Raw genomic sequence first — 20947 nt, 5'->3', positions numbered from 1 at the left:
CGCGCCGCCTTCGGGCGGACCCGGCCGAGGTGCCCGCTACCGCGCCGTGGCGTGGCGGCCCAGCCACGTGTCGAGGTCCGTGCCCGCGATCCGGGCCTCACCCGCCGGGACGAGTGTCGACTCGTCCACCCGCGCGCCGAAGTAGCCCGCGTCGGGGTCCGTGACGACCTGCCGGAAGTCTCCCTGTTCGGCGAGCAGGCGGGTGAGGAAGTCGGCCATCGGGCGTCGGACCGGCCCCGCGACTTCCTCTCTGCCGTTGCGAGGAGAAGCGACGGCCATGTCGGCCAGTGCCGCCGAGACGTCCGCGGCGGCGACGGGCTGGAGCGCTGTGGCAGCGGCGCCGACCGTGTCGCCGTGCGTCGCGGCGTCCGCCATCGCGGCGAGGAACTCGAAGAACTGGGTGGCACGCAGGATCGTGTACGGCAGCCCGGACTGCTCGATCAGCCGCTCCTGCGCGATCTTCGCGCGCATGTAGCCGCTTTCGGGCATGCGGTCCGCGCCGACGACCGAGAGGGCGACGTGGTGACGCACGCCGGCGGCGGCCTCCGCGGCGAGCAGGTTGCCGGTCGAGGTCGTGAAGAACGCCATCACCGGCTCGTCGGCGAACGACGGTGAGTTCGAGACGTCCACGACGACGTCGGCGCCGGCGAGCGCCTCGGGCAGGCCCGCGCCGGTGAGGGTGTCGACGCCGGTGGACGGCGCGGCCGGGGCCACGTCGTGCCCGGCGTCGCGCAGCAGCTCCACCAGTCGGCGACCGATCAGCCCGGTTCCACCGATGACCACGATCCGCATGTCGAACTCCTTCTACTCGGACAACTTGTGTCCGAGTACCGTACTCGGACATGAGGTGTCCGAGTCAAGTAGGCTGGGAAGGTGAAGTTGTCGGGCGGAGTGGAGTGGGCCCTGCACTGCTGCGTCGTGCTCGCGGGCATGCAGCGGCCGGTGCCCGCGGCGCGGCTCGCCGAGTTCCACGACGTGTCGGCGAGCTACCTCGCCAAGCAGCTGCAGGGCCTGTCGCGGGCCGGGCTGGTGCGTTCCGTGCAGGGTCAGTCCGGCGGCTACCTGCTGACTAGGGCGGCGTCGGAGATCACGGTTCTGGACGTGGTCGAGGCGGTCGACGGCGACGGCCGGACGTTCGTGTGCACGGAGGTGCGGCAGCGCGGGCCGCTGGCGGCGGAGCCGGCGTCGTGCACCGCGCCCTGCCCCATCGCCCGCGTGATGTGGAACGCGGACCGGGCCTGGCGGGAGGCGTTGCGCGCGGTGAGCATCGCGGACGTCGCGGAGGACGTGACCCGCGCGTCGGGCACCGAGGCCCTGCCCCGGGTGCGGGCCTGGCTCGGTGCCGTCGCTCGCTGAGCGGGTTGCTCAGTAGGCCTCCGGGCCGTTGTAGCCCTCCTGCGCCGACGGGTCGTCGAACCCGACCTCGCGGTTGTAGTCGGGGCCGATCTCGTTGTCCTGCACCACGACGCCCGTCGAGCCCTTGCCCAGGGCGAACGCCTTCGTCGCCTTGCCGACCATCTCGTTGCCGCGGATCGTCACGTTCTGGATGTCCTCGAGCGCGACCGACTGCGCCTTCGCGTTCGCGTCGCAGTAGTTGCCCTCGAAGAGCCAGTTGCGGCTGACGCCCTCGCCCGAGCCGCCTTCGTCGTTGGGGCCCTCGGCCATCAGGCACTGGGCCCGGATGTCCTCGCACCGGTTGCCCTGGATGACGACGTTCTCGCTGCCCGGCCCGGATGTGGCGAAGGTCTGCATGCAGTCGACGTGCGAGTCTTCGATCTCGTTCGCCTCGAGGTCGTAGACGTGGTTGCGCAGGATCTTGGCCCCGTTGCCGAAGAAGCGGATGCCGTCCACGTCGTCGCCGTCGTACTTCACCTGGGTGATCTTGTTGTCCTGGACCGTGACGTTCTCGCCGTTGGCCCGGATCCCCGTGCTCTCCGCGCCGGAGGAGATGAAGCCCTGGACGACGACGTTGTCGGCGCTCACGTCGATGCCGGGCACGGTCGCCGAACCACCACCCGAGTAGACGATCGGAGCATCGGAGGTCCCGCTGACGGTGATCTTCAACGGTTCGTCGAGCTCGCCGCTGAAGCAGATGACGTCGCCGGGCTGCGGGTCGTCGGCGTCGCCGCGGCATTCGGGGGCCGCCGGAGTGCCTGTCACGGCGTCGCCGCTCCAGCCGGAAGTCGGAGAAGTACCTGCCGAGCAGCCGGCCAGAACGAGCGCCGCAGCGACGACGGCCACGCTGATCCGGATCTTCAACGTCCACTTCTCCTTCATTCGTCGGGTGTGTCCCGATCCCGAGGGTACGAAGGGTCCGCTGTGAGCCGCCTGAAGATCGTTCTCAGCGCCCGGCCGGTCAGCGCTCCCAGGTGTGGACGGGCTCGTTGCTGTGCATGTTCGGGATGTAGCGCTCCAGCATCCCGTGCAGGGCCGCGGTCCGGTCGGCTCCGGCCCGCTGCAGGTCGTGCACCACGTCGACCTGCCACGAGGCGCCGTTCACACCGCTCGTGCACCGGCCCTCGATGACCCCGAGGAGGCGGTCGCGGACGGCCGGCTCGACGCCCCAGCTGTCGAGGCCGGCGTGGGCGAGCGGCAGCAGGCGGCGCAGCACGAGTTCGACGGCTGGGACCTCGCCCACGCCCGGCCAGTACAGGGTCGCGTCGAGGCCATGGCGGGCCCCGCTGTGCAGGTTCTCCTCCGCCGCGGAGAACGACATCTGCGACCAGATCGGCCGTTCCTGCTCGGCCAGCGTGCGGACCAGCCCGTAGTAGAACGCCGCGTTCGCCACGGCGTCGACGACCGTCGGCCCCGCGGGCAGCACCCGGTTCTCCACGCGCAGGTGGGGGCGACCGTCGACGACGGCGTAGATCGGCCGGTTCCACCGGTAGACCGTGCCGTTGTGCAGCGACAGCTCGGCCAGCGCCGGGATCTCGCCGCGCGCGAGCTGCTCGGCGGGGTCGTCGTCCTCGCAGATCGGCAGGAGTGCGGGGAAGTAGCGGGCGTTCTCCTCGAACAGGTCGAACACCGAGGTCACCCACCGCTCGCCGAACCAAACCCGCGGCCGGACCCCCTGCTCCTTGAGCTCCTCGGGGCGGGTGTCGGTGGCCTGCTCGAACAGCGGGATGCGGGTCTCCCGCCACAGCTCCTTGCCGAACAGGAACGGGGAGTTCGCCCCCACGGCGAGCTGCGCACCGGCGATCGTCTGCGCGGCGTTCCAGTACTGCGCGAACTGCGCGGGGCTGACCTGGAGGTGGAGCTGGAAGCTCGTGCAGGCGGCCTCCGGGGTGATCGAGTCGGCGTAGGTGCTGAGCCGTTCGACACCGTCGACGGCCAGCTCGACGTCCTCGCCGCGCGCCGCGAAGATCTGGTCGTTCAGAGCCGCGTAGCGCGGGTTCGCGCTCATCGCCTCGATGCGCACGTGCCGCGGCTTCAGCGTCGGCAGGATCCCGGTCATGACCAGGTGCGCCCCGTCGCTGCGGGCGCGTTCGTCGGCGGAGTTGAGGCTGGACCGGACGGCCTGCTCGAAGTCGTGCAGGCCGTTGCCGCCGATCTCGCGGGGATCGACGTTGATCTCGATGTTGAACTGGCCCACCTCGGTCTGGAAGGCCGGGTCGGCGACCAGTTCCAGCACGCGGGCGTTGACGTTCGCGGGCTCGCCCCGGTCGTCGACGAGGTTGAGCTCGATCTCCATCCCGGTCATCGGACGGTCGAAGTCGAACTGCGACTCGGCCAGCATCTGCGCGAGGACGTCGAGACAGCTCCGATGCTTGTCGCGGAACCGGCGCCGGTCTTCCCGGCTGAACACCACGTGCTCGACGTCGCGACCCATGGCGCACATGCTCGGGGAGATCGGGAGCGGCGTCCAGTGAGCCGGGTGCCGCGTACTGGATCAGCCCGATCTGTCGGCTGCGGCGACGGGGAAGACCGGCCAGCCGATCTCCGTACGCCATCGGGTGGGATCGGTGGTGTGCCGCGGGCCCACGAGGTAGATCTCCCGCACCGGCCCGGCCACCGCGAGGGTGTGGTCGGCCACCCAGCTGCCGAGCTCGCCGTACGTGACGTCGATGGTGTCGTGGTCGCCGGGATGCGTCGCGACGGCGAGCTCGACCGCGGGCAGGGTCACCGCCCGCACCCGCCCCGACGACGTCGGCGGCTCGCTCACCGGCAGGTAGACGAGGGCGTGGCCGCGACCGTCGGTGAACAGCTCGTTGTCGTAGAGCCCGCCCGGTGGACCGGCCGGATGCGGGACGGCGGCCTCCAGCTCGGCCATCGCGCCGGGGTACCAGTCGAGCACCTCGTCGTGGCCCACGTCCGCCGCCACGGCGGCGACCGGCATCGCCGGCACCCGGCGCAGCTCGACGTCCAGCCGGGTCGGCTCGGGGCGCAGCAGCCGCTGCAGCGACGCCACCGCCGCACGGGTGCGCTCCAACTGGTCCTCGAGCCGCCGCAGGTGCTCCGCGACGAGCGCGCCGCGGGTGTCCGGATCGGGTGTGCGCAGGATGCGGTGCACGTCGACCAGCGGGACGTCGAGCTCACGCAGCCGGTGGATGACCTGGGCGACGGGGATCTGCTCGGTGTCGTAGTACCGGTACCCGCTGGTCTCGTCGACGCGGGCCGGTTCGAGCAGGCCCGCGTCGTGGTAGCGGCGCAGGGTGCGGATGCTCAGGTGGGTCAGCTGCGAGAACTCGCCGATCGACAGCACCCCGGCACTCTGCACCCTCTCCCCGGGAGAGGGTCGAGCGCTTGACCCTCCCGCGGCGGGAGGGCCGACGCTCGAGGCATGAACGACATGACACCGACCTCCGTCGACCCGGCCGAGCTGCCCACGACCGTCCGCGCGTACCTCGCGGCGCACGACAGCCGCGACGTCGACGCCGCGTTGGCCTGCTGCACCGACGACGCGGTGGTGGTCGACGAGGGCCGCACCTACCGCGGGCAGCTCGAGATCGCCGGATGGCTGCGCCGGTCGGCGTCGGAGTACACCTACACCTCGACACCGGCCGGAGCTGCGCGGATCGACGAGCAGCGGTGGATCGCCACGAACCATCTGGAGGGCGACTTCCCCGGCGGGGTGGTCGACCTCGACTTCCGGTTCACGCTGCGCGGCGACCGCATCGCCGAGCTGGTCATCGCCGCCTGACCGGAGCATGGAATCGGCGCCGTGGGGCACCTGCGCCGCGTACACAGACGCGCGGCGTGGCGGGAGGTGGGCGGTGTCACTCGACGCGGGGGACCGGGCCCGGTTGATGCGGATCGAGGCCGAACTGGCTGCAGCCGATCCGGCACTGGCCAGGAGGTTCCGGCGGTGGAAGTCGTCGGGCGGGCACGAGGTGGTCGGGCCGGGCTGGTCCGCAGTACCCGGATGGGCGCTGGTGGTGTTCCTCGTCGGCTTCACCACGTGGATGGTGGCGCCGGCGGTGGGGTCCGCGGTGGCGGTCGTCGCATGCTGTGGGGCTGCACGGCGGTGGGCGCGGAATCAGGAGTCACGGCGCGGCGACCTGCTGCCGTGGGGCAGGAAGGACAGCGGCCGACGGTGACGCGTTCCGGTCGATCTCGGCATTCTGCGGGTGTTTGCTGGAGGCATGGCGAAGCGGTGGGTGGCGACGGACTTCGGTGACCTCGACGTGATGGCGTTCGTCGATGCGGAGGTGCCCGATCCGGGTCCAGGTGAGGTGACGATCGCGGTCCGGGCAGCCGGGATGAACCCGGCCGACTACAAGCGGTTCGCCAAGGGCCCGGCCAACGATCCGTCGGCGCTGCCCTGGCCGATCGGCTACGAGGTGTCCGGAGTGATCGAGGCGCTCGGCCCGGGCACGGGGATCGCCTCCGGCGGAGGTGCGGCCGGCGACGAGGTACTGGCCTTCCGGCTGGCCGGCGGGTACGCCGAGCGGATCACCGTTCCGGCGACCGCGGTGTTCGCCAAGCCGCCCGCGCTCGACCACCCCGCTGCGGCGAACCTGCTCCTCGCCGGGACGACCGCGGCCGAGATGCTGCACGTGACCGGGGTGCGTGCCGGTGACACCGTGGTCGTGCACGGCGCCTCGGGCGCCGTCGGAGTGAGCGTGCTGCAGCAGGCGCGCGAGCTCGGCGCACGCTGCGTGGGCACGGCGAGCGAGCACAACTTCGACACCGTGCGCCGGTTCGGGGGAGAGCCGGTCGTCTACGGCGACGGGCTCGCCGACCGGTTACGCGCCGCAGCGTCGGACGGGTTCGCCGCCGCGCTCGACACCGTGGGTACGGACGAGGCCGTCGACGTCTCGCTCGAGCTGGTGGCCGACCGCGGGCGGATCGTGACGATCGCCGCGCACGCCCGGGCACAACGCGACGGGATCCACGCGATCGGCGGCGCCATGCCGGCGAGCGCGGCCTTCCGTGACGAGGCGCGGCCCCGGCTCATCGCGATGGCCGCCGACGGTCGCCTGGTCGTTCCGGTGGCGCGGGCGTTCCCTCTGGATGCCGCACCGGAGGCGCTCGCGCTGCTGCAGAGCGGCCACCCGGGAGGCAAGCTCGCGCTCCTGCCGTGACCACGTGATCCCCGCGTCATGATCGGGTCGACGCGCTGACGGGCACCCGCCTGCGGGTGATACTGGCCGCGCGACCGAGATGGCGACCCGACGAAGGGAACCGCTTATGCCCGCCTCCGACATGTTCCGGCTCAGCGAGAACATCCGCGACCTGGACTACCTGCTGGCGACCTACTACATCGAGCTGCCCGCCGAGGCGGACATCCTGGCCAAGGCGGCGAGCTACGCGGTCGGGCAGACGATCGGGACGTGGGTCGAGGTGCCCGGGGTGACCGCCGAGATGCGCGACCGCCACCTGGGCCGGGTGGTCAAGGTGCTGGAGGCGCCTCCGGTCGACCTCGGCACGCAGTCGCAGGAGACCAGCGGGTACTTCATGCAGATCGCGCTGCCGACGGTGAACATCGGCCCGTCGATCCCGATGCTGCTCGCGACGGCGATCGGCAACGACGTCTCGACGTCGGTGCAGGCCAAGCTCGTCGACCTCGAGGTGCCGGACTCGCTGGCCGAGGAGCTGGTCGGGCCGCGGTTCGGGATCGAGGGCGTGCGCAAGCTCGTCGGGGTGCACGACCGGCCCCTCGTGCTCAACATGATCAAGCCGTGCACCGGGCTCACCCCGGAGGCCGGTGCCCAGATCTTCTACGAGACGGCTCTGGGCGGCGTCGACCTGATCAAGGACGACGAGCTGATGGGCAACCCGTCGTTCTCGCCGGTGGTGGACCGGGTCAAGGCCTACCTGGCTGCGGGGGAGCGCGCCCGCGACGAGACGGGCCGCGACGTCGTCTACTTCCCGAACGTCACCGACCGGGCCGACCGGATGATCGACACCGCGCGCCGCGCCGTGGACGCCGGTGCCCGAGGGGTCATGTGCGCCTACGCGTCGGTCGGTTACGGAGGCCTGCAGGCCCTGTCCGAGGTGGTCGGCGTGCCGATCCTCGCCCACTACGCGGCGGCGGGGCCCTACTTCGAAGGCCCGGGGACGGGGATGTCGGCACCGCTGGCACTCGGGCTGCTCCCGCGGCTGGCGGGGGGCGACCTGGCGATCACGATCACGCCGTACGGCGGCTACCCCCTGCGGAGGCTGCAGTACCTCAAGATGATCCAGCAGCTGACCCTGCCGCGCCCGCACGTCGCCCCGGTCTTCCCCGTGATCGGCGGGGGCGTGCACCCGGGGACCGTCGAGACCTACATGGGCGAGCTCGGCAACGACATCGTGCTGGGCGCCGGCGGGGCCATCCAGGGGCATCCGGACGGCGCGGCGGCAGGCGCGGACGCGATGCGGCAGGCGATCGACGCGGTGATGGCGGGGCGCCGGGTCGCCGACGCCGCGCAGGAGCACCCGGAGCTGGCGCACGCGCTGGAGAAGTTCGGAGCAACCGTCTGAGCACGTCCGACCACTGAGCGGGACGGTTCGTGCAGGCCAGGTCTCGGGTACGTAACGTCCGAGACGACGACGGTGGCTCCGGTGCTGGATCGCCGCGGGCAGCGACAGCCGTCGGTCGACATTGACATGACGAGGAGTGCCCCAATGGCAGACACGCTGAGAATCGTGGTCGGGAGCGACTGCGCGGGGATTCGCTACAAGGACGTACTCGCCGACCAACTGCGCAACGACGACCGCGTGTCCGAGGTCATCGACGTCGGGCGCGACATCGACGAAGACACCCACTACCCGCACATCGCCGTGGCTGCAGCCCGGTTGATCCAGGAGGGCAAGGCGGACCGGGCGCTGCTGGTGTGCGGAACCGGGTTGGGCGTCGCGATCAGCGCGAACAAGGTCCCGGGGATCCGCGCGGTCACGGCGCACGACAGCTTCTCGGTCGAGCGCGCGGTGCTGAGCAACGACGCCCAGGTGCTCTGCATGGGCGAGCGGGTGGTCGGCCTCGAGGTGGCCAAGCGGCTCGCCCGGGAGTGGTTGGACTACCGGTTCGACCCGCAGTCGTCGTCGGCCCCGAAGGTCGCGGCCATCGGCGAGTACGAGCGGACCCACGAGGAGCCCGAGATCAGCGAAGACGAGGCCAAGCTGCTCGCGGACGCCGCCCTGCGGGCGTCGTGACAGGACGGGGCCGGGCAGCGCCCGGCCCCGCCGCTTTCGATGACCAGCCGGTACGACACCTGACGGAGAATGCGCAATGACGCGTCTGTTCAACGACCCCGACGACTTCCTGGACGAACTGACCGAGGGTTTCGTCGCCGCCTCCGGCCGATGGGTGCGGGCCGTGCCCGGCGGGGTGGTCCGCTCCACCCGGTCGCCCGAACCCACGGTGGCGATCGTGATCGGCGGCGGATCCGGCCACTACCCGGCCTTCGCCGGCCTCGTCGGCCCCGGCCTGGCCCACGGCGCGGCCATGGGCAACCTGTTCGCCTCGCCGTCCACCCAGCGCGCCTACTCTGTCGCCAAGGAGGCCGACCAGGGCCGCGGGGTGTTGTTCAGCTACGGCAACTACGCCGGTGACGTGCTGAACTTCGACGCCGCCCAGGATCAGCTGAAGGCGGAGGGGATCGACTGCCGCACGGTGCTGGTCACCGACGACATCTGGAGCGCTCCGCCGGACGAGTTCGAGAAGCGTCGCGGCATCGCGGGCGACCTCACGGTCTTCAAGGTCGCCGGCGCCGCCGCCGAGGAGGGCGCCTCCCTCGACGAGGTCGAGCGGCTGGCCCGGCACACCAACGACCGCACCCGGTCCTTCGGCGTCGCCTTCGACGGCTGCACCCTGCCCGGCAAGTCGGAGCCCCTGTTCACGGTCCCGCAAGGGCGGATGGCGGTCGGGCTCGGCATCCACGGCGAGCCCGGCATCGACGAGACGGACGTGCCGACCGCGGACGAGCTCGCCGAGCTGTTCGTCTCGCGGCTGCTGCAGGAGGTGCCCGAGGGGGTCGAGGTGTCCGGCGCCCGCGTGGTGCCGATCCTCAACGGCCTGGGCAGCGTGAAGTACGAGGAGCTGTTCGTCGTCTACCGCAGCGTGGACCGGTTGCTCCGCGCCGCCGGCGTCGAGGTCGTCGACCCCGAGGTCGGAGAGTTCTGCACGAGCTTCGACATGGCCGGCTGCTCGCTGACCCTGCTGTGGCTCGGCAATGAACCTGGTGGCGAGCTGGAGCGGCTCTGGACCGCACCGGCCGACACCCCTGCCTTCCGGCGCGGCTCGGTCAGCGAACGGGAGCACGTCGACTCCAGCGCGACCGCGGCCGCACAGAAGACGATTCCGCCGGCCAGCGACGAGTCCCGGCACGCGGCCACGTACATCGCCGACCTGTTGGCCCGCATGGCCGAGGCCATCGACGCGCAGGCGGACGAGCTGGGCCGGATGGACTCGGTGGCCGGCGACGGCGACCATGGGATCGGCATGCAGCGCGGCAGCCGGGCCGGTGCGAGGGCGGCGCGTTCCGCGGCCGACGCCGGTGCGGGTGCCGGTACGACGCTGGCCGAGGCCGGCGACGCCTGGTCCGACCAGGGTGGAGGCACGTCCGGAGTGATCTGGGGGCGGATCCTGCAGACCCTCGGCAAGACGTTGGGCGACGAGGCGCCGGTGAACGCGGCGGTGGTGGCGGCAGCCGTGGGCGAGGCCCGGGACGTCGTGATGGGCTTCGGCAAGGCCAAGGTCGGCGACAAGACCATGGTCGACGCGATCGTGCCGTTCGCCGACGACCTCAGCGCGAGCGTCGAGGCGGGCCGGCCGCTGCGGGTGGCCTGGCCGCAGGCGGCCGCCGTCGCCGAACAGGCCGCGCAGCAGACCGCCGACATGGCCGCGAAGCTGGGCCGGGCCCGGTCGCACGGGGACAAGAGCATCGGCACGCCCGACCCGGGAGCGGTGTCCTTCGCCCTCATCTGCACGACGGTGGCCGGCGAGCTGCCGCCCGCGGACGGGGCCGGCTGATCATGGCCCGGTTCTTCATCGGGTCCAGCTTGAAGATGTACTTCGGGCACAAGCGGACCCTGGAATGGGTGCGTGGGGTGGCCGAGATCTGCATGGATCATCCGGCCACGACCGGCGGGACCGTGCAGTTCTTCGCCATCCCGACCTTCCCGAGCATCCCCGGCGTCCTCGAGCTGGCCCAGCCGGCCGGGATCGCGGTCGGCGGACAGGACCTGCACTGGGAGGACGTCGGGCCGTTCACGGGTGAGGTCAGCGGTGCCGAGCTGGCCGAGCTGGGCTGCACGATGGTCGAGATCGGGCACGCGGAGCGACGGGCGATGTTCGGCGAGACCGACGAGATCGTGGCGCGCAAGACGCTGGCCGGGCTGCGCAACGGACTCGCGCCCGTCCTGTGCATCGGGGAGCCTGAGCCCGGGGCGCCGGCTCAGGCGGCCGAGCGCTGCATCGTGCAGCTCGAGTCGGCACTCGCGCCCGCCCGCTCGTCGGGAACGGGCGGGCAGCTGGTGGTGGCCTACGAGCCGAACTGGGCCATCGGCGCTCCCGAGCCCGCTCCGCCGGAGTACGTCTCCGCCGTCTGCCGTGCGCTGCGTGAGCACGTCGCGGGCGACGAGCTGTTCCCCGACGCGAAGGTGATCTACGGCGGCAGCGCGGGTCCCGGTCTGCTGCCCCGGATCGCCGCGGACGTCGACGGGATGTTCCTGGGCCGGTTCGCCCACGATCCGGCCGCGGTCCGCCGGATTCTCGACGAGGTGGACCAGCTCTGACCTGACTTCACGCACTCCGAGGAAGGAACGCTCGAGATGTTGCTGCCCGACGAACGTGCCGCGCTACCGCTCGACGACGCCGACACCGTGAAGAGGGGTGCCTGACCATGGCAGGGAAGGCCTATCTGGGGATCGACGCCGGTACGTCGGTGGTGAAGGCCGCGATCTTCGACGAGAACGGCGACGCGCTCGCGGTGCAGGGCCGCTCGATACCGCTGATGCACGAGCGGGCCGGGGTCAGGGGCGCGGTCGAGCAGGACTTCGAGGTCATCCTCGCCACCCTGTCGGCGGTCGTGTCGGATGCGATCCGCGAGGCCGGTCAGACGCCCGAGTCGGTGGCGCTGACCGGGCAGGGCGACGGCTGCTGGATCACCGACGAGAAGTTCCACCCCGTGCGTCCCGCCATGTCGTGGCTCGACGGGCGTGCCGGCTCGCTGGTCGACGAATGGGCGAAGTCCGGTGTGCTGCAGGAGGTGTACGGGATCAGCGGCGGGTCGATGTTCCCCGGCGCCCCGGCCGCCTGTCTGAAGTGGCTCGACCTCAACGAACCGGAGACGCTGGACCGGGCGGCGACCGCGGGCTACTGCAAGGACGCGATCTTCGGCCGGCTCACCGGCGTGCGCGCCACCGACCCGTCGGACGCCTCGATGCCCTTCGGCGACGGCACCGGCATGGGCTACAGCGACCGCGTGCTGGAGCTGACCGGGCTGACCGACAGGCGCTCGCTGCTCGCTCCGATCGTGGCTCCGGTGCCCGTCGCGGATCTGCACGCCGAGGGCGCGGCCCTGCTCGGGCTGCCCGTCGGGACCCCCGTGAGCTCGGGGCCGTTCGACTTCCCCGCGTGCGGGTTCGGCTCCGGCATCGGTTTCCCCGGCACCGAGGGCGACGCCCTGCTCATCGTCGGCACCACGCTGGGCTGCCTGGTGCACCGCGACGAGCTGGTCAACACCGGCGACGCGGCCGGCTTCAGCGTGTCCACCGGCAAGTCCGGCCAGTGGCTGCGGGCCATGCCCGCGATGGTCGGTACCGCGTCGCTGGACTGGGTGCTGCGCATCCTCGGCATCGAGGTCAGCGCCGTCGAGGGGCTGCTGGGCACCAGCCCGCCCGGGGCCAACGGTCTCAACGTCCTGCCCTACCTGGCCACCTCCGGTGAACGCGCCCCGTTCGTCGACCCGCTCGCGGCCGGCTCGATCTCCGGCATGCGGTTGACCACGAACCGCGACGACATCGTGCGGGCCGTGTGCGAGGGCCTGGCCTACACCGCGCGGCACTGCTTCGAGTCGGCCGGGCAGAGCGGGCGGATCGTCGTGACCGGCGGCGGCAGCAAGTCGTCGAACTGGATGCAGGTGTTCGCCGACGTGCTCGAGACCCCGCTGGTGCTCGCCCGCACCCCCGAGGTGGGGGCGCGCGGTGCCGTGCTCGCCGGCGCCGAGGCCCGCGGCGAGGAGCTCGACGTGGAGCAGTGGACCAGCCCCGAGGGTGTGGTGGAGCCCAACGACGCGAACCGCGCGCTCTACGACGCCGGTTTCGCACACCAGATGGAGCTGCTGGAGGCGGCCAGGCCGCTCTGGCACACACGCGCCGCGCTGGCCACCCAGGGGGACAAGAAGTGACTTCGACGCTGTCGCCGTCGACGCGCAAGGACGCCATCGCCGCCGCCACCACCGGGACGCACGACCTGGTGGTGGTCGGCGGTGGCGTGACCGGCGCCGGCGTGGCTCTCGACGCGGCCTCCCGCGGGCTGTCGGTCGTGCTGCTGGAGGCCGGCGACCTCGCCGTCGGCACCTCCTCGCGTTCCGGCAAGACCATGCACGGCGGGCTGCGCTACCTCGAGCAGCTCAACTTCTCACTGGTGTTCGGCGCGCTGCGCGAGCGCGACCTCACGATCAAGACGCTGGCCCCGCACCTCGTTGGCCACGAGCACTTCCTCTACCCGCTGCAGCACCAGTGGGAGAAGCCGTACGTCGGTGCGGGCGTCGGCCTCTACGACGCGATGGCCACGATGAGCAAGCGGACGGGAGGGGCGCCGCACGCCCGCTACCTGAGCCGTAAGACGGTGGAGCGGGAGGCTCCCGGGCTCGACACGAACGTCGTCATCGCCGGCCTGCAGTACCCGGACGGGCGCATGGACGATGCCCGCCACACCCTGGCCGTCGCCCGGACCGCGGCGTCCTACGGCGCGCAGGTGATCACCTACGCCAAGGTGACCGGCGTGCGCACCGCACCCGACGGCCGGGCCACCGGCGTGACCGTCGAAGACGTGGAGGGCGGCGGGTCGTTCGACGTCTCGGCGCGGGTCGTCGTGAACGCGGCCGGCGTGTGGGCCGCGGAGATCCAGCAGCTCGCCGGCGCGCACACCTTCAGCATCGCCCCGGCCAAGGGCGTGCACCTGCTCGTGCGCAAGGAGGCGTTCGACTCGACGACGGGCATCCTGTCGAAGGCCGAGGACTCGGTGATCATCCTGCGCAAGTGGTACGGCCACTGGCTGCTGGGCACCACCGACACCCCGTACAGCGGCGACAAGAGCAACCCGACGGCCGAGAAGGAGGACATCGACTACCTGCTGCGCAACGTCAACAAGCTGCTGCGCCGCAAGATCGAGCGCTCCGACCTGCTGGGCACCTACGCCGGGCTGCGTCCGCTGCTGGCGCCGGCGGGAGCCGACGGGAAGTCGACGTCCGCCCTGTCCCGCGACCACGCCGTGATCGAGGCACCGATGGGCATGGTGACGATCGTCGGGGGCAAGTACACGACCTACCGGCCCATGGCACGCGACGCCGTCGACGCCGCGGCCAAGTCGCTCGGGCGCGAGATCCCGCCCACCCCGACCGAGAACCTGCCGCTGGTCGGGGCGCCGGGGTGGCTGGTGATCCGCAACCAGCTGCCGGCGCTGTCCGCCCGGTACGGCGTGCCCCCGCCGACGCTCGAGCGGATGCTGCACCGCTACGGCGCCGAGCTGCCGGAGGTGCTGGCGCCGATCGCCGGCGACGAGGCGCTGGGTCGTCCGGTCCCGTACACCTCGGGCTACCTGCCCGTGGAGTTCATCTACGCGGTCACCCGCGAGGGCGCGATGACGCTCGACGACGTGCTCACGCGGCGGACGCACGTCGCGATCGAAGACCCCGACGGCGGGGTCGCCGCCGCCGCGGGGATCGCCGCCCTGATCGCCCCGGTGCTCCGCTGGGACGCGGCGCGGCAGAAGGAGGAGGTCGCGGCGTACGAGGCCCAGCCGCGGCTCGCGACGATCCTCTAGGACGACGTGAGTGGTGGGTGGCGCCCCTTCCGGCACCACCCACCACTCACGGCCCTGGCGAGCGCTCGACCTACGTCAGTCGGTGGCTCCGGTCAGCTGTGCGGCGCCCTGGAGGATGCCCGGCAGCTGCTGGTTGGGCCGCTGCTGCTCGCCGTGCAGGGCGTTGAGGACGACGATGCCGCCCGTCAGCGCCGGGATCACCCACTGCAGCACCTTGAGCTGGCGCTGGGCGCTCGCCACCTCGGCCGGGGTCTCCGGCGCGGGGTCGGTGCCGCCCTGCACCGGGACGCCGTCGTACTGGTCGAGCTTGGCGCCCAGAGCCCGGCTCCATGCGGATGCTCCCAGCGCGGCGCCGGTGAGGACGAGCTTCGCCACGGTCGAGGTGCCGACACCCTTCTGGCTCGCGACGCGGCCCTTGTTCGCGTACAGCAGGCCTGCTCCGCCGACGAGGTGCGCGGCGATGGCACCGAGGTTGACCGGCGTCCAGCGGTTCCAGCCCGCGTTCGCCACCTGCAGCCGTTCCTTCGGCTCCGCCACGTCGGCAGCGGCACCGTTGATGCCGACCGCGCCCGCCAGCGATCCACCGAACCAGGCCCCGAGGCCGATGTCGTGCAGGCTGCGGACCACGGTATTGCGCTCGGACATGAACTTCCCCTCCGTCGGTGGCCGCACCCGGCGGTGCGGACGGACCGGGACGTACCCAGGTTGAACCGGATTAGGCCGGATTCGAGCGCCCTCGTGGACGGCCCCGGACTGCGGGTGGCGCTGCAGGGTCTCCGGCTCGATCACGGCCGTCGTGTTCGGGAGTGTGGCGTCGGTTCTCGCGTGGCGCCGGTGGGGTGGCCGCGCCGACCGGTAGTGCACGCGGGCACGCACAGCGCGGTGCACGGGCCGGGCCGGTGCGGGGGCGTGCTCGGGGCCAGGTCGATGAGTCCGGCGAGCAGGTCGGTGATCGTGGGCTGGGCCATGACGTCTCCTTCGACGGTCGTCCGGGGCGGGTGCCGCCCGAGGAAGAGAGTGACGAGGGCCGCTGACAGATGCCTGTCGCCGGAGCCCGAGCGGTGTGAGCCCGATGACAGCGGCGGTGGGCAGGCTGCAGGCATGCGGAGCGCAACCACGATCACGGCGACGAATGTCGCCGAGCTGGGCACGATCCTCGGGATCTGGGCCCACCCCGACGACGAGGCGTACCTGTCCGCCGGACTGATGGCGCTGGCCCGCGACAACGGTCAACGGGTCGTCTGCGTGACCGCGACCCGCGGTGAGTCGGGCACTCCGGATCCTGTCGCCTGGCCGCCGGCCCGGCTCGCCGCCGAGCGCACCCGGGAGATGGCCCGCTGCCTGGACGTTCTCGGGGTCCGCGAGCACCACTGGCTGGGCCACCGCGACGGCGGTTGTGCCGCGGTCGAGCCGGAGGCCGCGGTGTCGCAGCTCTGCGACGTCGTCGGCGACGTCCAGCCGGACACCGTGTTGACGTTCGGCCCGGACGGTGTCACCGGGCATCCCGACCACCGCACGGTCTCCGCCTGGGCCGGTGCCGCCTTCACGCGCGCCGCCCCAGCCGGCGCGCGGCTGCTGCACGCGGCGGTGCCCGAGCCGTGGGAGGCGCGGTGGAGTGAGCTGAGCGCGAGCCTCGACATCTACCTGCCCGGATATCCGGTCCTCACCCCGTCGGAGCGCCTCGCCGTGGACGTCGTGCTCGATCCCGTGACCGCGGCCCGCAAGGTCCGGGCGCTGGCCGCGCAGACGACCCAGACCGCCGGCCTGATCGCGACGCTGGGCGTCGCGCGCTACACGGCGTGGGTCGGCGAGGAGGCGTTCGTCGAGGCGGTGCGTCGCCCGGCGAGCGGGTCGCTGGTCGGGGCGCTCACCGACTGAGGTTCCGCTCGATCGCGTCTCGGGCGACGCGAAGGACCTCGGCGCGGCTGATCGACACGGCCGGGGCCGCAGGTGGCCGGACGGCCCGGTCGACGGCAGGCGCATCCGACGATGCGTCCGCCGCGGAATCGAGCACGGCGGCGTCGTCGGGATCGCCGAGCCGGCGCAGCAGGTCCGCCAGGTTGCGCAGCGCGGGCCACAGGTGGGTCCAGTTGCCGGTGCGGGCGAAGTAGTCGACCACGTCGCGGTAGCCGCGCAGCGCGTCGGCGGTCCGGCCGGCCCGGCCGCGCAGGGCGACCAGGCCCACGAGCGCGACGCCGCCGAGGAAGGTCGCGCCGGAGGTCCGGGCGAGGTCGATCGCCTGCAGGTAGTGCCGCTCCGCGGCTCCGGTGTCTCCGGCCACGCTCTCGATCTCGCCCGCGACGTAGTGGTTCCAGGCGCGCATCGATGGTGAGACCGCGCCGGAACGGCCTCGTGCCTGCAGCTCGCGCGCGCGGTCGAGCTCGCCGGAGTAGGCCATGGCGAGGGCGGCGACACCCGGGTTGTCGCGGGGTCGAGGGGCGATCGCGTCGGCGGCGAGGGAGTGCTCGACGACCTCGGCGTGCGCCCCGCGGGCCAGGGCGACCACGGACAGCACGGAGAGGCAGCACCACGTCCCGAACTTGTCGGTCGCGCGGTCGAGCCCACCGCGGGCCAGGCCTTCGGCCGTGGCGTGGTCGCCACGGTGGTAGGCCGCCTCGGCGGCGGTACCCAGCACGGCGGCCGCGCGGGGATGCGCCGCGAGTGCGGGGTCGCCGATGAAGTCCGCGGCCAGCTCCTCCGCCCAACCCCGGATCTCGATCAGGTCGCGGTAGGTGACCGCGTCGTGGAGGCTGGCGACCAGGACGGCGCCGTCGTCGATCGCTCCGCGGCTCCGGGTCGACTGCCATGCGGCTCGCAGGTTCGCCAGCTCCCGGCGCAGGACGGCGTCCGCCTCGGGCTCGCGCTCGGTCGCGACCGTCGACGCGAACCAGGTGGTCAGGTCGACCGCCCAGCGCAGCAGACGGTCGCCCGCGTCGTCGTCCTCGTGTTCGGCCGTGAGCCGGTCGAGCCCGAAGGCGCGCAGCGTCTCCAGTATCCGGTACCGGGTGCCGCCCTCGGCGAAGGCGGCGTCGATCATCGAGGCGTCGACGAGCCGCGCCAGCACGGCGCCCGGATCGGTGTCCGGAATCAGGTCGGCGGCGAGCCGCTCGGCGTCGTCCAGCGCGACCCCGTCGACGAAGACCGACAGGTACCGGAAGAGCCGCCGCTCGTCGTCGGACAGCAGCTCGTAGGACCACTCGACGGTGGCCCGCAGCGTCCGGTGCCGACCGTTGCCGCCGGTCCGCCCGCCGAGCAGGTCGAGCGCGCGGTCGAGGCGGCGATGCAGGTCGGTGAGCGAGAAGCCGGACAACCGGCCGGCAGCCAGTTCGATGGCCAGCGGCATGCCGTCGAGCCGGCGGACGACGTCGGCCACCAGGTGCAGGTCCGCAGGAGTCGGTGCGGCGTCGGGGCGGACCCGGCGGGCGCGGTCGAGGAAGACCGCCACCGAGGGCACCTCGGCGAGGTCGCGATCGGAGTCGGGGAGCGCGAGCGGCGCCAGGCGGAACGCGTACTCCGCGGCCAGCCCGAGCGGCTCACGGCTGGTCGCCAGCACCACCAGCCCCGGACAGGCCGAGAGCAGAACGCCGACGGTGTCGCGCGCGGCGTCGACGAGGTGCTCGCAGTTGTCGACGACCAGCAGTCCGGGACGATCGCCGAGGAGCGCGATGCAGGCCGCGAGGACGTCGCCCTGGGCCACCTGCAGGTTCAGCGCCGCCGCCAGCGCGTGCGGGATCGCGGCCGGGTCGGTGACCGGGGCGAGCAGCAGCACGGTCGACGCCTCGCAGCGCTGCGCGACCTCCAGGGCCACCCGCGTCTTGCCGACGCCACCCGCCCCGACGACCGTGACGAGCCGTTCCGACCCGATCAGCCGGTGCAGCGTCGCGACCTGTGCCTCGCGACCGAACAAGCGCGTGGTCGGGCGGGTGTGCTCGACCGGAGCCGGGCCGCCCTTGCCGGACCCGCTCGCGACGTCGCGTTCCAGCTCGCCGAGCGCCGGCGAGGGGTCGAGGCCGGTCTCGTCGGCCAGGCGGCGCCGGTACTCCCGGCCGGTCCGCAAGGCTTCCGGAGCCTGGCCGGTCGCGGCGAGCACGCGCATGAGCAGCAGGACCGCGGGCTCGCGCAGGGGATCGTCGGCGTGGGCGGCGGTGGCGAGCCCGACGACGTCGCCTGCCCGGCCCGCGCCGACGGCACACGCGATCAGCGCATCGGTCACCTCGCGGTACAGCTGCGCGCAGCCCTCCACGGCGACCGCGATCGGCTCGACATCGGTGAGGTCGGCCAGGGCCGGCCCGCGCCACAGGGCGTGTGCGTCCTTCAGCACGGCCAGGTCGGGCGTCTCGCGGGCTCGGGCGAGCAGCGTCCGCGCCTGCGCCAGGTCCAGGCCGTCGGCGGCGAGGTCCAGCCGATATCCGCCGTGGCGGGTCTGCACGCGGGCCGCGGCCGGTCCGAGGTGTGTGCGCAGTCGGGAGATGTGGGTGTGGAGGGCCTGCCGTCCGGACTCCTGCACGTCGCCCGGCCAGAGCGCGTCCACAAGCCGATCGACGCGGACGGTCCGGCCCTCGGCGAGCGCCAGGAGCGCGAGCACCGCCCGCCGCTTGGGTCCGGGGACCTCGACGGGCAGGCCGCCGACGACAACCCGCAGCGGCCCGAGCACCTCCACCCGGAGTGTGGATCCCGGATCGTCCACGTCGCCCCACCTCCGGGTCACAGCATGCCCGTGGTGTCAGCGCGACGACAGCACGCGCAAGTTCCACGACATCGCCTTCGCCGAGGCTTCCTGCATGACGGAAACGACGCAGGACATGGACCACGGCAAGCTCGACGAGTTCCTCGGCAGGTTCGTCGGCGATCTCGCAGCCACCGGGAGCGCGGGCGGTGTGGTGATCGGCAGCCGGCTCGGCCTCTACCGTGCGCTCGCCCGAGGTGCCGCGACCGCGGAGCACTTCGCGGAGCGGACCGGGTGCGACCGGCGCTATCTCACCGAGTGGCTGCGCGGCCAGGCCGCCGCCGGCTACATCACCTACGACCCCGCGACGGCGGAGTTCTCCCTCACCCCGGAGCAGGAGTTCTGCCTCGCCGACCCGAACGGGCCCGACCTGCCCGCGGCGTGCCGCATCGTGCTCGGCTACCTGCGCGCCGAGCCGCGCATCACCGAGGCGTTCCGCACGGGTGAGGGCGTCGGCTGGCACGAGCACGACGACGACGTCTTCGTCGGGTGCGACGCGTTCTACCGTCCGGGCTACGTCGCCGACCTCGTGCCCACCTGGATCCCGGCCCTCGACGGCGTTGTGGAGAAGCTGACGAGCGGAGCACGGATCGCCGACGTCGGCTGCGGCCTGGGATCGTCGTCGGTGCTGCTCGGCCAGGCGTTTCCGCAGAGCACGGTCGTCGGCTCGGACTACCACGCGGAGTCGATCGAGCTGGCCCGCAAGAAGGCCGCCGAGGCGGGCGTCGCGGACAGGGTCACCTTCGAGGTTGGCACGGCGCAGACCTTCGCCGGCACCGGATACGAGCTGGTGACCACCTTCGACTGCCTGCACGACATGGGCGACCCGCCCGGCGCCGCCCGGCGTATCCGCGAGGCGCTGGCTCCGGACGGCACGTGGCTGCTGGTCGAGCCGAACGCCGCCGACACGGTCGAGGGCACCCTCAACCCCGTCGGCCGGCTGTACTACAACGGCTCGCTGTTCCTGTGCCTGCCCAACGCGCTGTCGCAGCAGGGCGGCTACGCGCTCGGCGCGCAGGCCGGCGAGGCCGCGGTCCGGGAGATCGCCGCCGAGGCGGGCTTCACGCGGTTCCGGCGGGCGGCGGAGACCCCGTTCAACCTGGTGTACGAGATCCGGCCCTGATCACGATCCGTGCGCAATGCCCACAGTGGATGTATCAGGAGCGGGGCGCAGAGCGATCTCCTCGGCACGGGTGCGACACCGGTCGCCCCGCCACCCTCACCCTCGGAGCCCGGAGTGAGCACACTCGTCGTCGTCCTGGTCGTCACCGTCGTCGTCGCGGTCGCGGTGATCGGTTGGGTCGTCGCGACCTACAACGGTCTCGTCCGCCGGCGCAATGCCGTCGCCAACGCCTGGTAGCAGATCGAGGTCCAGCTCAAACGCCGCTACGACCTGATCCCGAACCTCGTCGAGACGGTGCGCGGTTACGCCACGCACGAGCGCCAGACGTTCGACTCGGTCACCGCGGCTCGCGCGGCCGCGGTGAACGCCCAGGGGCCGGCCGAGCAGGCGAAGGCGGAGAACGCGCTGAGCACCACCTTGCGCAGCCTCTTCGCGGTGAGCGAGGCCTACCCGCAGCTGCAGGCGAGCCGCAACTTCGCGGACCTGCAGGGGGAGCTGTCCGACACCGAGAGCCGGATCGCCTACGCGCGGCAGTACTACAACGACTCCGTGCTGACGTACAACAACGCGGTGCAGACGGTGCCGACGAACATCGTCGCCGGCATCGGCGGGTTCACCCCGCGGGAGTCGTTCGAGGTGCCCGACGAGGAGCGCCGCCCCGTCCAGGTCCGCTTCTGACCCGGCG

Annotated in this window: 21 protein-coding genes; 14 read left to right on the top strand and 7 right to left on the bottom strand. The window is 72.5% G+C overall.

The window, feature by feature from the left end; genetic code table 11:
* Nucleotides 1-36: 36 nt before the first annotated feature.
* Nucleotides 37-792 (bottom strand): SDR family oxidoreductase, encoded by a 756-nt coding sequence (locus RM445_RS00285; protein ID WP_311553860.1) that lies wholly within the window; start codon nt 790-792, stop codon nt 37-39.
* Between the two features lie 81 nt (nt 793-873).
* Between RM445_RS00285 and RM445_RS00280 the strand changes: the two genes are divergently transcribed.
* Nucleotides 874-1356: an RrF2 family transcriptional regulator gene (locus RM445_RS00280; protein ID WP_311553859.1), complete on the top strand. Its 483-nt coding sequence runs from the start codon at nt 874-876 to the stop codon at nt 1354-1356.
* Nucleotides 1357-1365: 9 nt separating this feature from the next.
* On the opposite strand, the gene RM445_RS00275 is transcribed toward RM445_RS00280, so the two are convergent.
* The 3 genes from RM445_RS00275 to RM445_RS00265 form a co-directional block, all read right to left on the bottom strand.
* A complete protein-coding gene (locus tag RM445_RS00275) occupies nt 1366-2277 on the bottom strand; it encodes a right-handed parallel beta-helix repeat-containing protein (protein ID WP_311553858.1) in 912 nt (303 codons plus the stop codon).
* 79 nt (nt 2278-2356) lie between these two features.
* Nucleotides 2357-3829 carry a glutamate--cysteine ligase gene (locus tag RM445_RS00270; protein WP_311553857.1) on the bottom strand — a complete coding sequence of 491 codons (1473 nt, stop codon included), beginning with the start codon at nt 3827-3829 and terminating at the stop codon, nt 2357-2359.
* A 60-nt stretch (nt 3830-3889) separates the two neighbouring features.
* Complete coding sequence (locus tag RM445_RS00265) at nt 3890-4702, bottom strand: MerR family transcriptional regulator (RefSeq protein ID WP_311553856.1); 813 nt, start codon at nt 4700-4702, stop codon at nt 3890-3892.
* 78 nt (nt 4703-4780) lie between these two features.
* Between RM445_RS00265 and RM445_RS00260 the strand changes: the two genes are divergently transcribed.
* The 9 genes from RM445_RS00260 (at nt 4781) to RM445_RS00220 (ending at nt 14413) form a co-directional block, all read left to right on the top strand.
* Nucleotides 4781-5140, top strand: a complete 360-nt coding sequence (locus RM445_RS00260) for a nuclear transport factor 2 family protein (RefSeq protein WP_311553855.1) — start codon at nt 4781-4783, stop codon at nt 5138-5140.
* A gap of 73 nt (nt 5141-5213) precedes the next feature.
* On the top strand, nt 5214-5537 hold the full coding sequence (locus RM445_RS00255) for a DUF3040 domain-containing protein (protein ID WP_311553854.1): 324 nt from the start codon (nt 5214-5216) through the stop codon (nt 5535-5537).
* Between the two features lie 45 nt (nt 5538-5582).
* Nucleotides 5583-6524 carry an NADP-dependent oxidoreductase gene (locus RM445_RS00250; protein WP_311553853.1) on the top strand — a complete coding sequence of 314 codons (942 nt, stop codon included), beginning with the start codon at nt 5583-5585 and terminating at the stop codon, nt 6522-6524.
* A gap of 106 nt (nt 6525-6630) precedes the next feature.
* Complete coding sequence (locus tag RM445_RS00245; RefSeq protein WP_311553852.1) at nt 6631-7905, top strand: RuBisCO large subunit C-terminal-like domain-containing protein; 1275 nt, start codon at nt 6631-6633, stop codon at nt 7903-7905.
* Between the two features lie 144 nt (nt 7906-8049).
* On the top strand, nt 8050-8577 hold the full coding sequence (locus RM445_RS00240) for a ribose-5-phosphate isomerase (protein WP_311553851.1): 528 nt from the start codon (nt 8050-8052) through the stop codon (nt 8575-8577).
* Between the two features lie 76 nt (nt 8578-8653).
* On the top strand, nt 8654-10396 hold the full coding sequence (locus RM445_RS00235; protein ID WP_311553850.1) for a dihydroxyacetone kinase family protein: 1743 nt from the start codon (nt 8654-8656) through the stop codon (nt 10394-10396).
* Between the two features lie 2 nt (nt 10397-10398).
* A complete protein-coding gene (locus RM445_RS00230) occupies nt 10399-11160 on the top strand; it encodes a triose-phosphate isomerase family protein (protein ID WP_311553849.1) in 762 nt (253 codons plus the stop codon).
* Nucleotides 11161-11267: 107 nt separating this feature from the next.
* Nucleotides 11268-12773, top strand: a complete 1506-nt coding sequence (locus RM445_RS00225) for an FGGY-family carbohydrate kinase (protein ID WP_311553848.1) — start codon at nt 11268-11270, stop codon at nt 12771-12773.
* A complete protein-coding gene (locus RM445_RS00220) occupies nt 12770-14413 on the top strand; it encodes a glycerol-3-phosphate dehydrogenase/oxidase (protein ID WP_311553847.1) in 1644 nt (547 codons plus the stop codon). The genes RM445_RS00225 and RM445_RS00220 overlap by 4 nt, the downstream gene beginning before the upstream one ends.
* A 75-nt stretch (nt 14414-14488) precedes the next feature.
* Here the strand turns inward: RM445_RS00220 and RM445_RS00215 are convergent, their stop codons facing one another.
* Together RM445_RS00215 and RM445_RS00210 are read right to left on the bottom strand one after the other, a co-directional pair.
* Nucleotides 14489-15058: a hypothetical protein gene (locus tag RM445_RS00215; RefSeq protein WP_311553846.1), complete on the bottom strand. Its 570-nt coding sequence runs from the start codon at nt 15056-15058 to the stop codon at nt 14489-14491.
* Nucleotides 15059-15198: 140 nt separating this feature from the next.
* The gene (locus RM445_RS00210; protein WP_311553844.1) at nt 15199-15381 is read right to left on the bottom strand and encodes a hypothetical protein; all 183 of its coding nucleotides are present in this window, start codon (nt 15379-15381) and stop codon (nt 15199-15201) included.
* Between the two features lie 133 nt (nt 15382-15514).
* Between RM445_RS00210 and RM445_RS00205 the strand changes: the two genes are divergently transcribed.
* Nucleotides 15515-16291: a PIG-L deacetylase family protein gene (locus RM445_RS00205; protein ID WP_311553843.1), complete on the top strand. Its 777-nt coding sequence runs from the start codon at nt 15515-15517 to the stop codon at nt 16289-16291.
* On the opposite strand, the gene RM445_RS00200 is transcribed toward RM445_RS00205, so the two are convergent.
* Nucleotides 16281-19100: a BTAD domain-containing putative transcriptional regulator gene (locus RM445_RS00200; RefSeq protein ID WP_311553842.1), complete on the bottom strand. Its 2820-nt coding sequence runs from the start codon at nt 19098-19100 to the stop codon at nt 16281-16283. The genes RM445_RS00205 and RM445_RS00200 overlap by 11 nt on opposite strands.
* A gap of 94 nt (nt 19101-19194) precedes the next feature.
* Between RM445_RS00200 and RM445_RS00195 the strand changes: the two genes are divergently transcribed.
* The 3 genes from RM445_RS00195 to RM445_RS00185 all read left to right on the top strand — a co-directional run bounded on the left by RM445_RS00195 (nt 19195) and on the right by RM445_RS00185 (nt 20940).
* The gene (locus tag RM445_RS00195) at nt 19195-20262 is read left to right on the top strand and encodes a class I SAM-dependent methyltransferase (protein WP_311553841.1); all 1068 of its coding nucleotides are present in this window, start codon (nt 19195-19197) and stop codon (nt 20260-20262) included.
* A gap of 114 nt (nt 20263-20376) precedes the next feature.
* A complete protein-coding gene (locus tag RM445_RS00190; RefSeq protein WP_311553840.1) occupies nt 20377-20499 on the top strand; it encodes a hypothetical protein in 123 nt (40 codons plus the stop codon).
* Between the two features lie 3 nt (nt 20500-20502).
* Nucleotides 20503-20940 (top strand): LemA family protein, encoded by a 438-nt coding sequence (locus tag RM445_RS00185; protein WP_311554372.1) that lies wholly within the window; start codon nt 20503-20505, stop codon nt 20938-20940.
* Nucleotides 20941-20947 lie beyond the last annotated feature (7 nt).

The sequence above is a fragment of the Pseudonocardia charpentierae genome, assembly GCF_031845345.1.
Lineage (GTDB): Bacteria > Actinomycetota > Actinomycetes > Mycobacteriales > Pseudonocardiaceae > Pseudonocardia > Pseudonocardia charpentierae.
This window is presented reverse-complemented; position numbering and strand designations above follow the sequence as displayed.

Excerpts from the sequence above, each read along its gene's own strand:
- RM445_RS00245 (WP_311553852.1), top strand. The coding sequence starts at position 6,631 with ATGCCCGCCTCCGACATGTTCCGGCTCAGCGAGAACATCCGCGACCTG.
- RM445_RS00235 (WP_311553850.1), top strand. The coding sequence starts at position 8,654 with ATGACGCGTCTGTTCAACGACCCCGACGACTTCCTGGACGAACTGACC.
- RM445_RS00195 (WP_311553841.1), top strand. The coding sequence starts at position 19,195 with ATGACGGAAACGACGCAGGACATGGACCACGGCAAGCTCGACGAGTTC.
- RM445_RS00215 (WP_311553846.1), bottom strand. The coding sequence starts at position 15,058 with ATGTCCGAGCGCAATACCGTGGTCCGCAGCCTGCACGACATCGGCCTC.
- RM445_RS00275 (WP_311553858.1), bottom strand. The coding sequence starts at position 2,277 with ATGAAGGAGAAGTGGACGTTGAAGATCCGGATCAGCGTGGCCGTCGTC.
- RM445_RS00225 (WP_311553848.1), top strand. The coding sequence starts at position 11,268 with ATGGCAGGGAAGGCCTATCTGGGGATCGACGCCGGTACGTCGGTGGTG.
- RM445_RS00250 (WP_311553853.1), top strand. The coding sequence starts at position 5,583 with ATGGCGAAGCGGTGGGTGGCGACGGACTTCGGTGACCTCGACGTGATG.
- RM445_RS00270 (WP_311553857.1), bottom strand. The coding sequence starts at position 3,829 with ATGGGTCGCGACGTCGAGCACGTGGTGTTCAGCCGGGAAGACCGGCGC.
- RM445_RS00285 (WP_311553860.1), bottom strand. The coding sequence starts at position 792 with ATGCGGATCGTGGTCATCGGTGGAACCGGGCTGATCGGTCGCCGACTG.
- RM445_RS00210 (WP_311553844.1), bottom strand. The coding sequence starts at position 15,381 with ATGGCCCAGCCCACGATCACCGACCTGCTCGCCGGACTCATCGACCTG.
- RM445_RS00240 (WP_311553851.1), top strand. The coding sequence starts at position 8,050 with ATGGCAGACACGCTGAGAATCGTGGTCGGGAGCGACTGCGCGGGGATT.
- RM445_RS00205 (WP_311553843.1), top strand. The coding sequence starts at position 15,515 with ATGCGGAGCGCAACCACGATCACGGCGACGAATGTCGCCGAGCTGGGC.
- RM445_RS00260 (WP_311553855.1), top strand. The coding sequence starts at position 4,781 with ATGAACGACATGACACCGACCTCCGTCGACCCGGCCGAGCTGCCCACG.
- RM445_RS00230 (WP_311553849.1), top strand. The coding sequence starts at position 10,399 with ATGGCCCGGTTCTTCATCGGGTCCAGCTTGAAGATGTACTTCGGGCAC.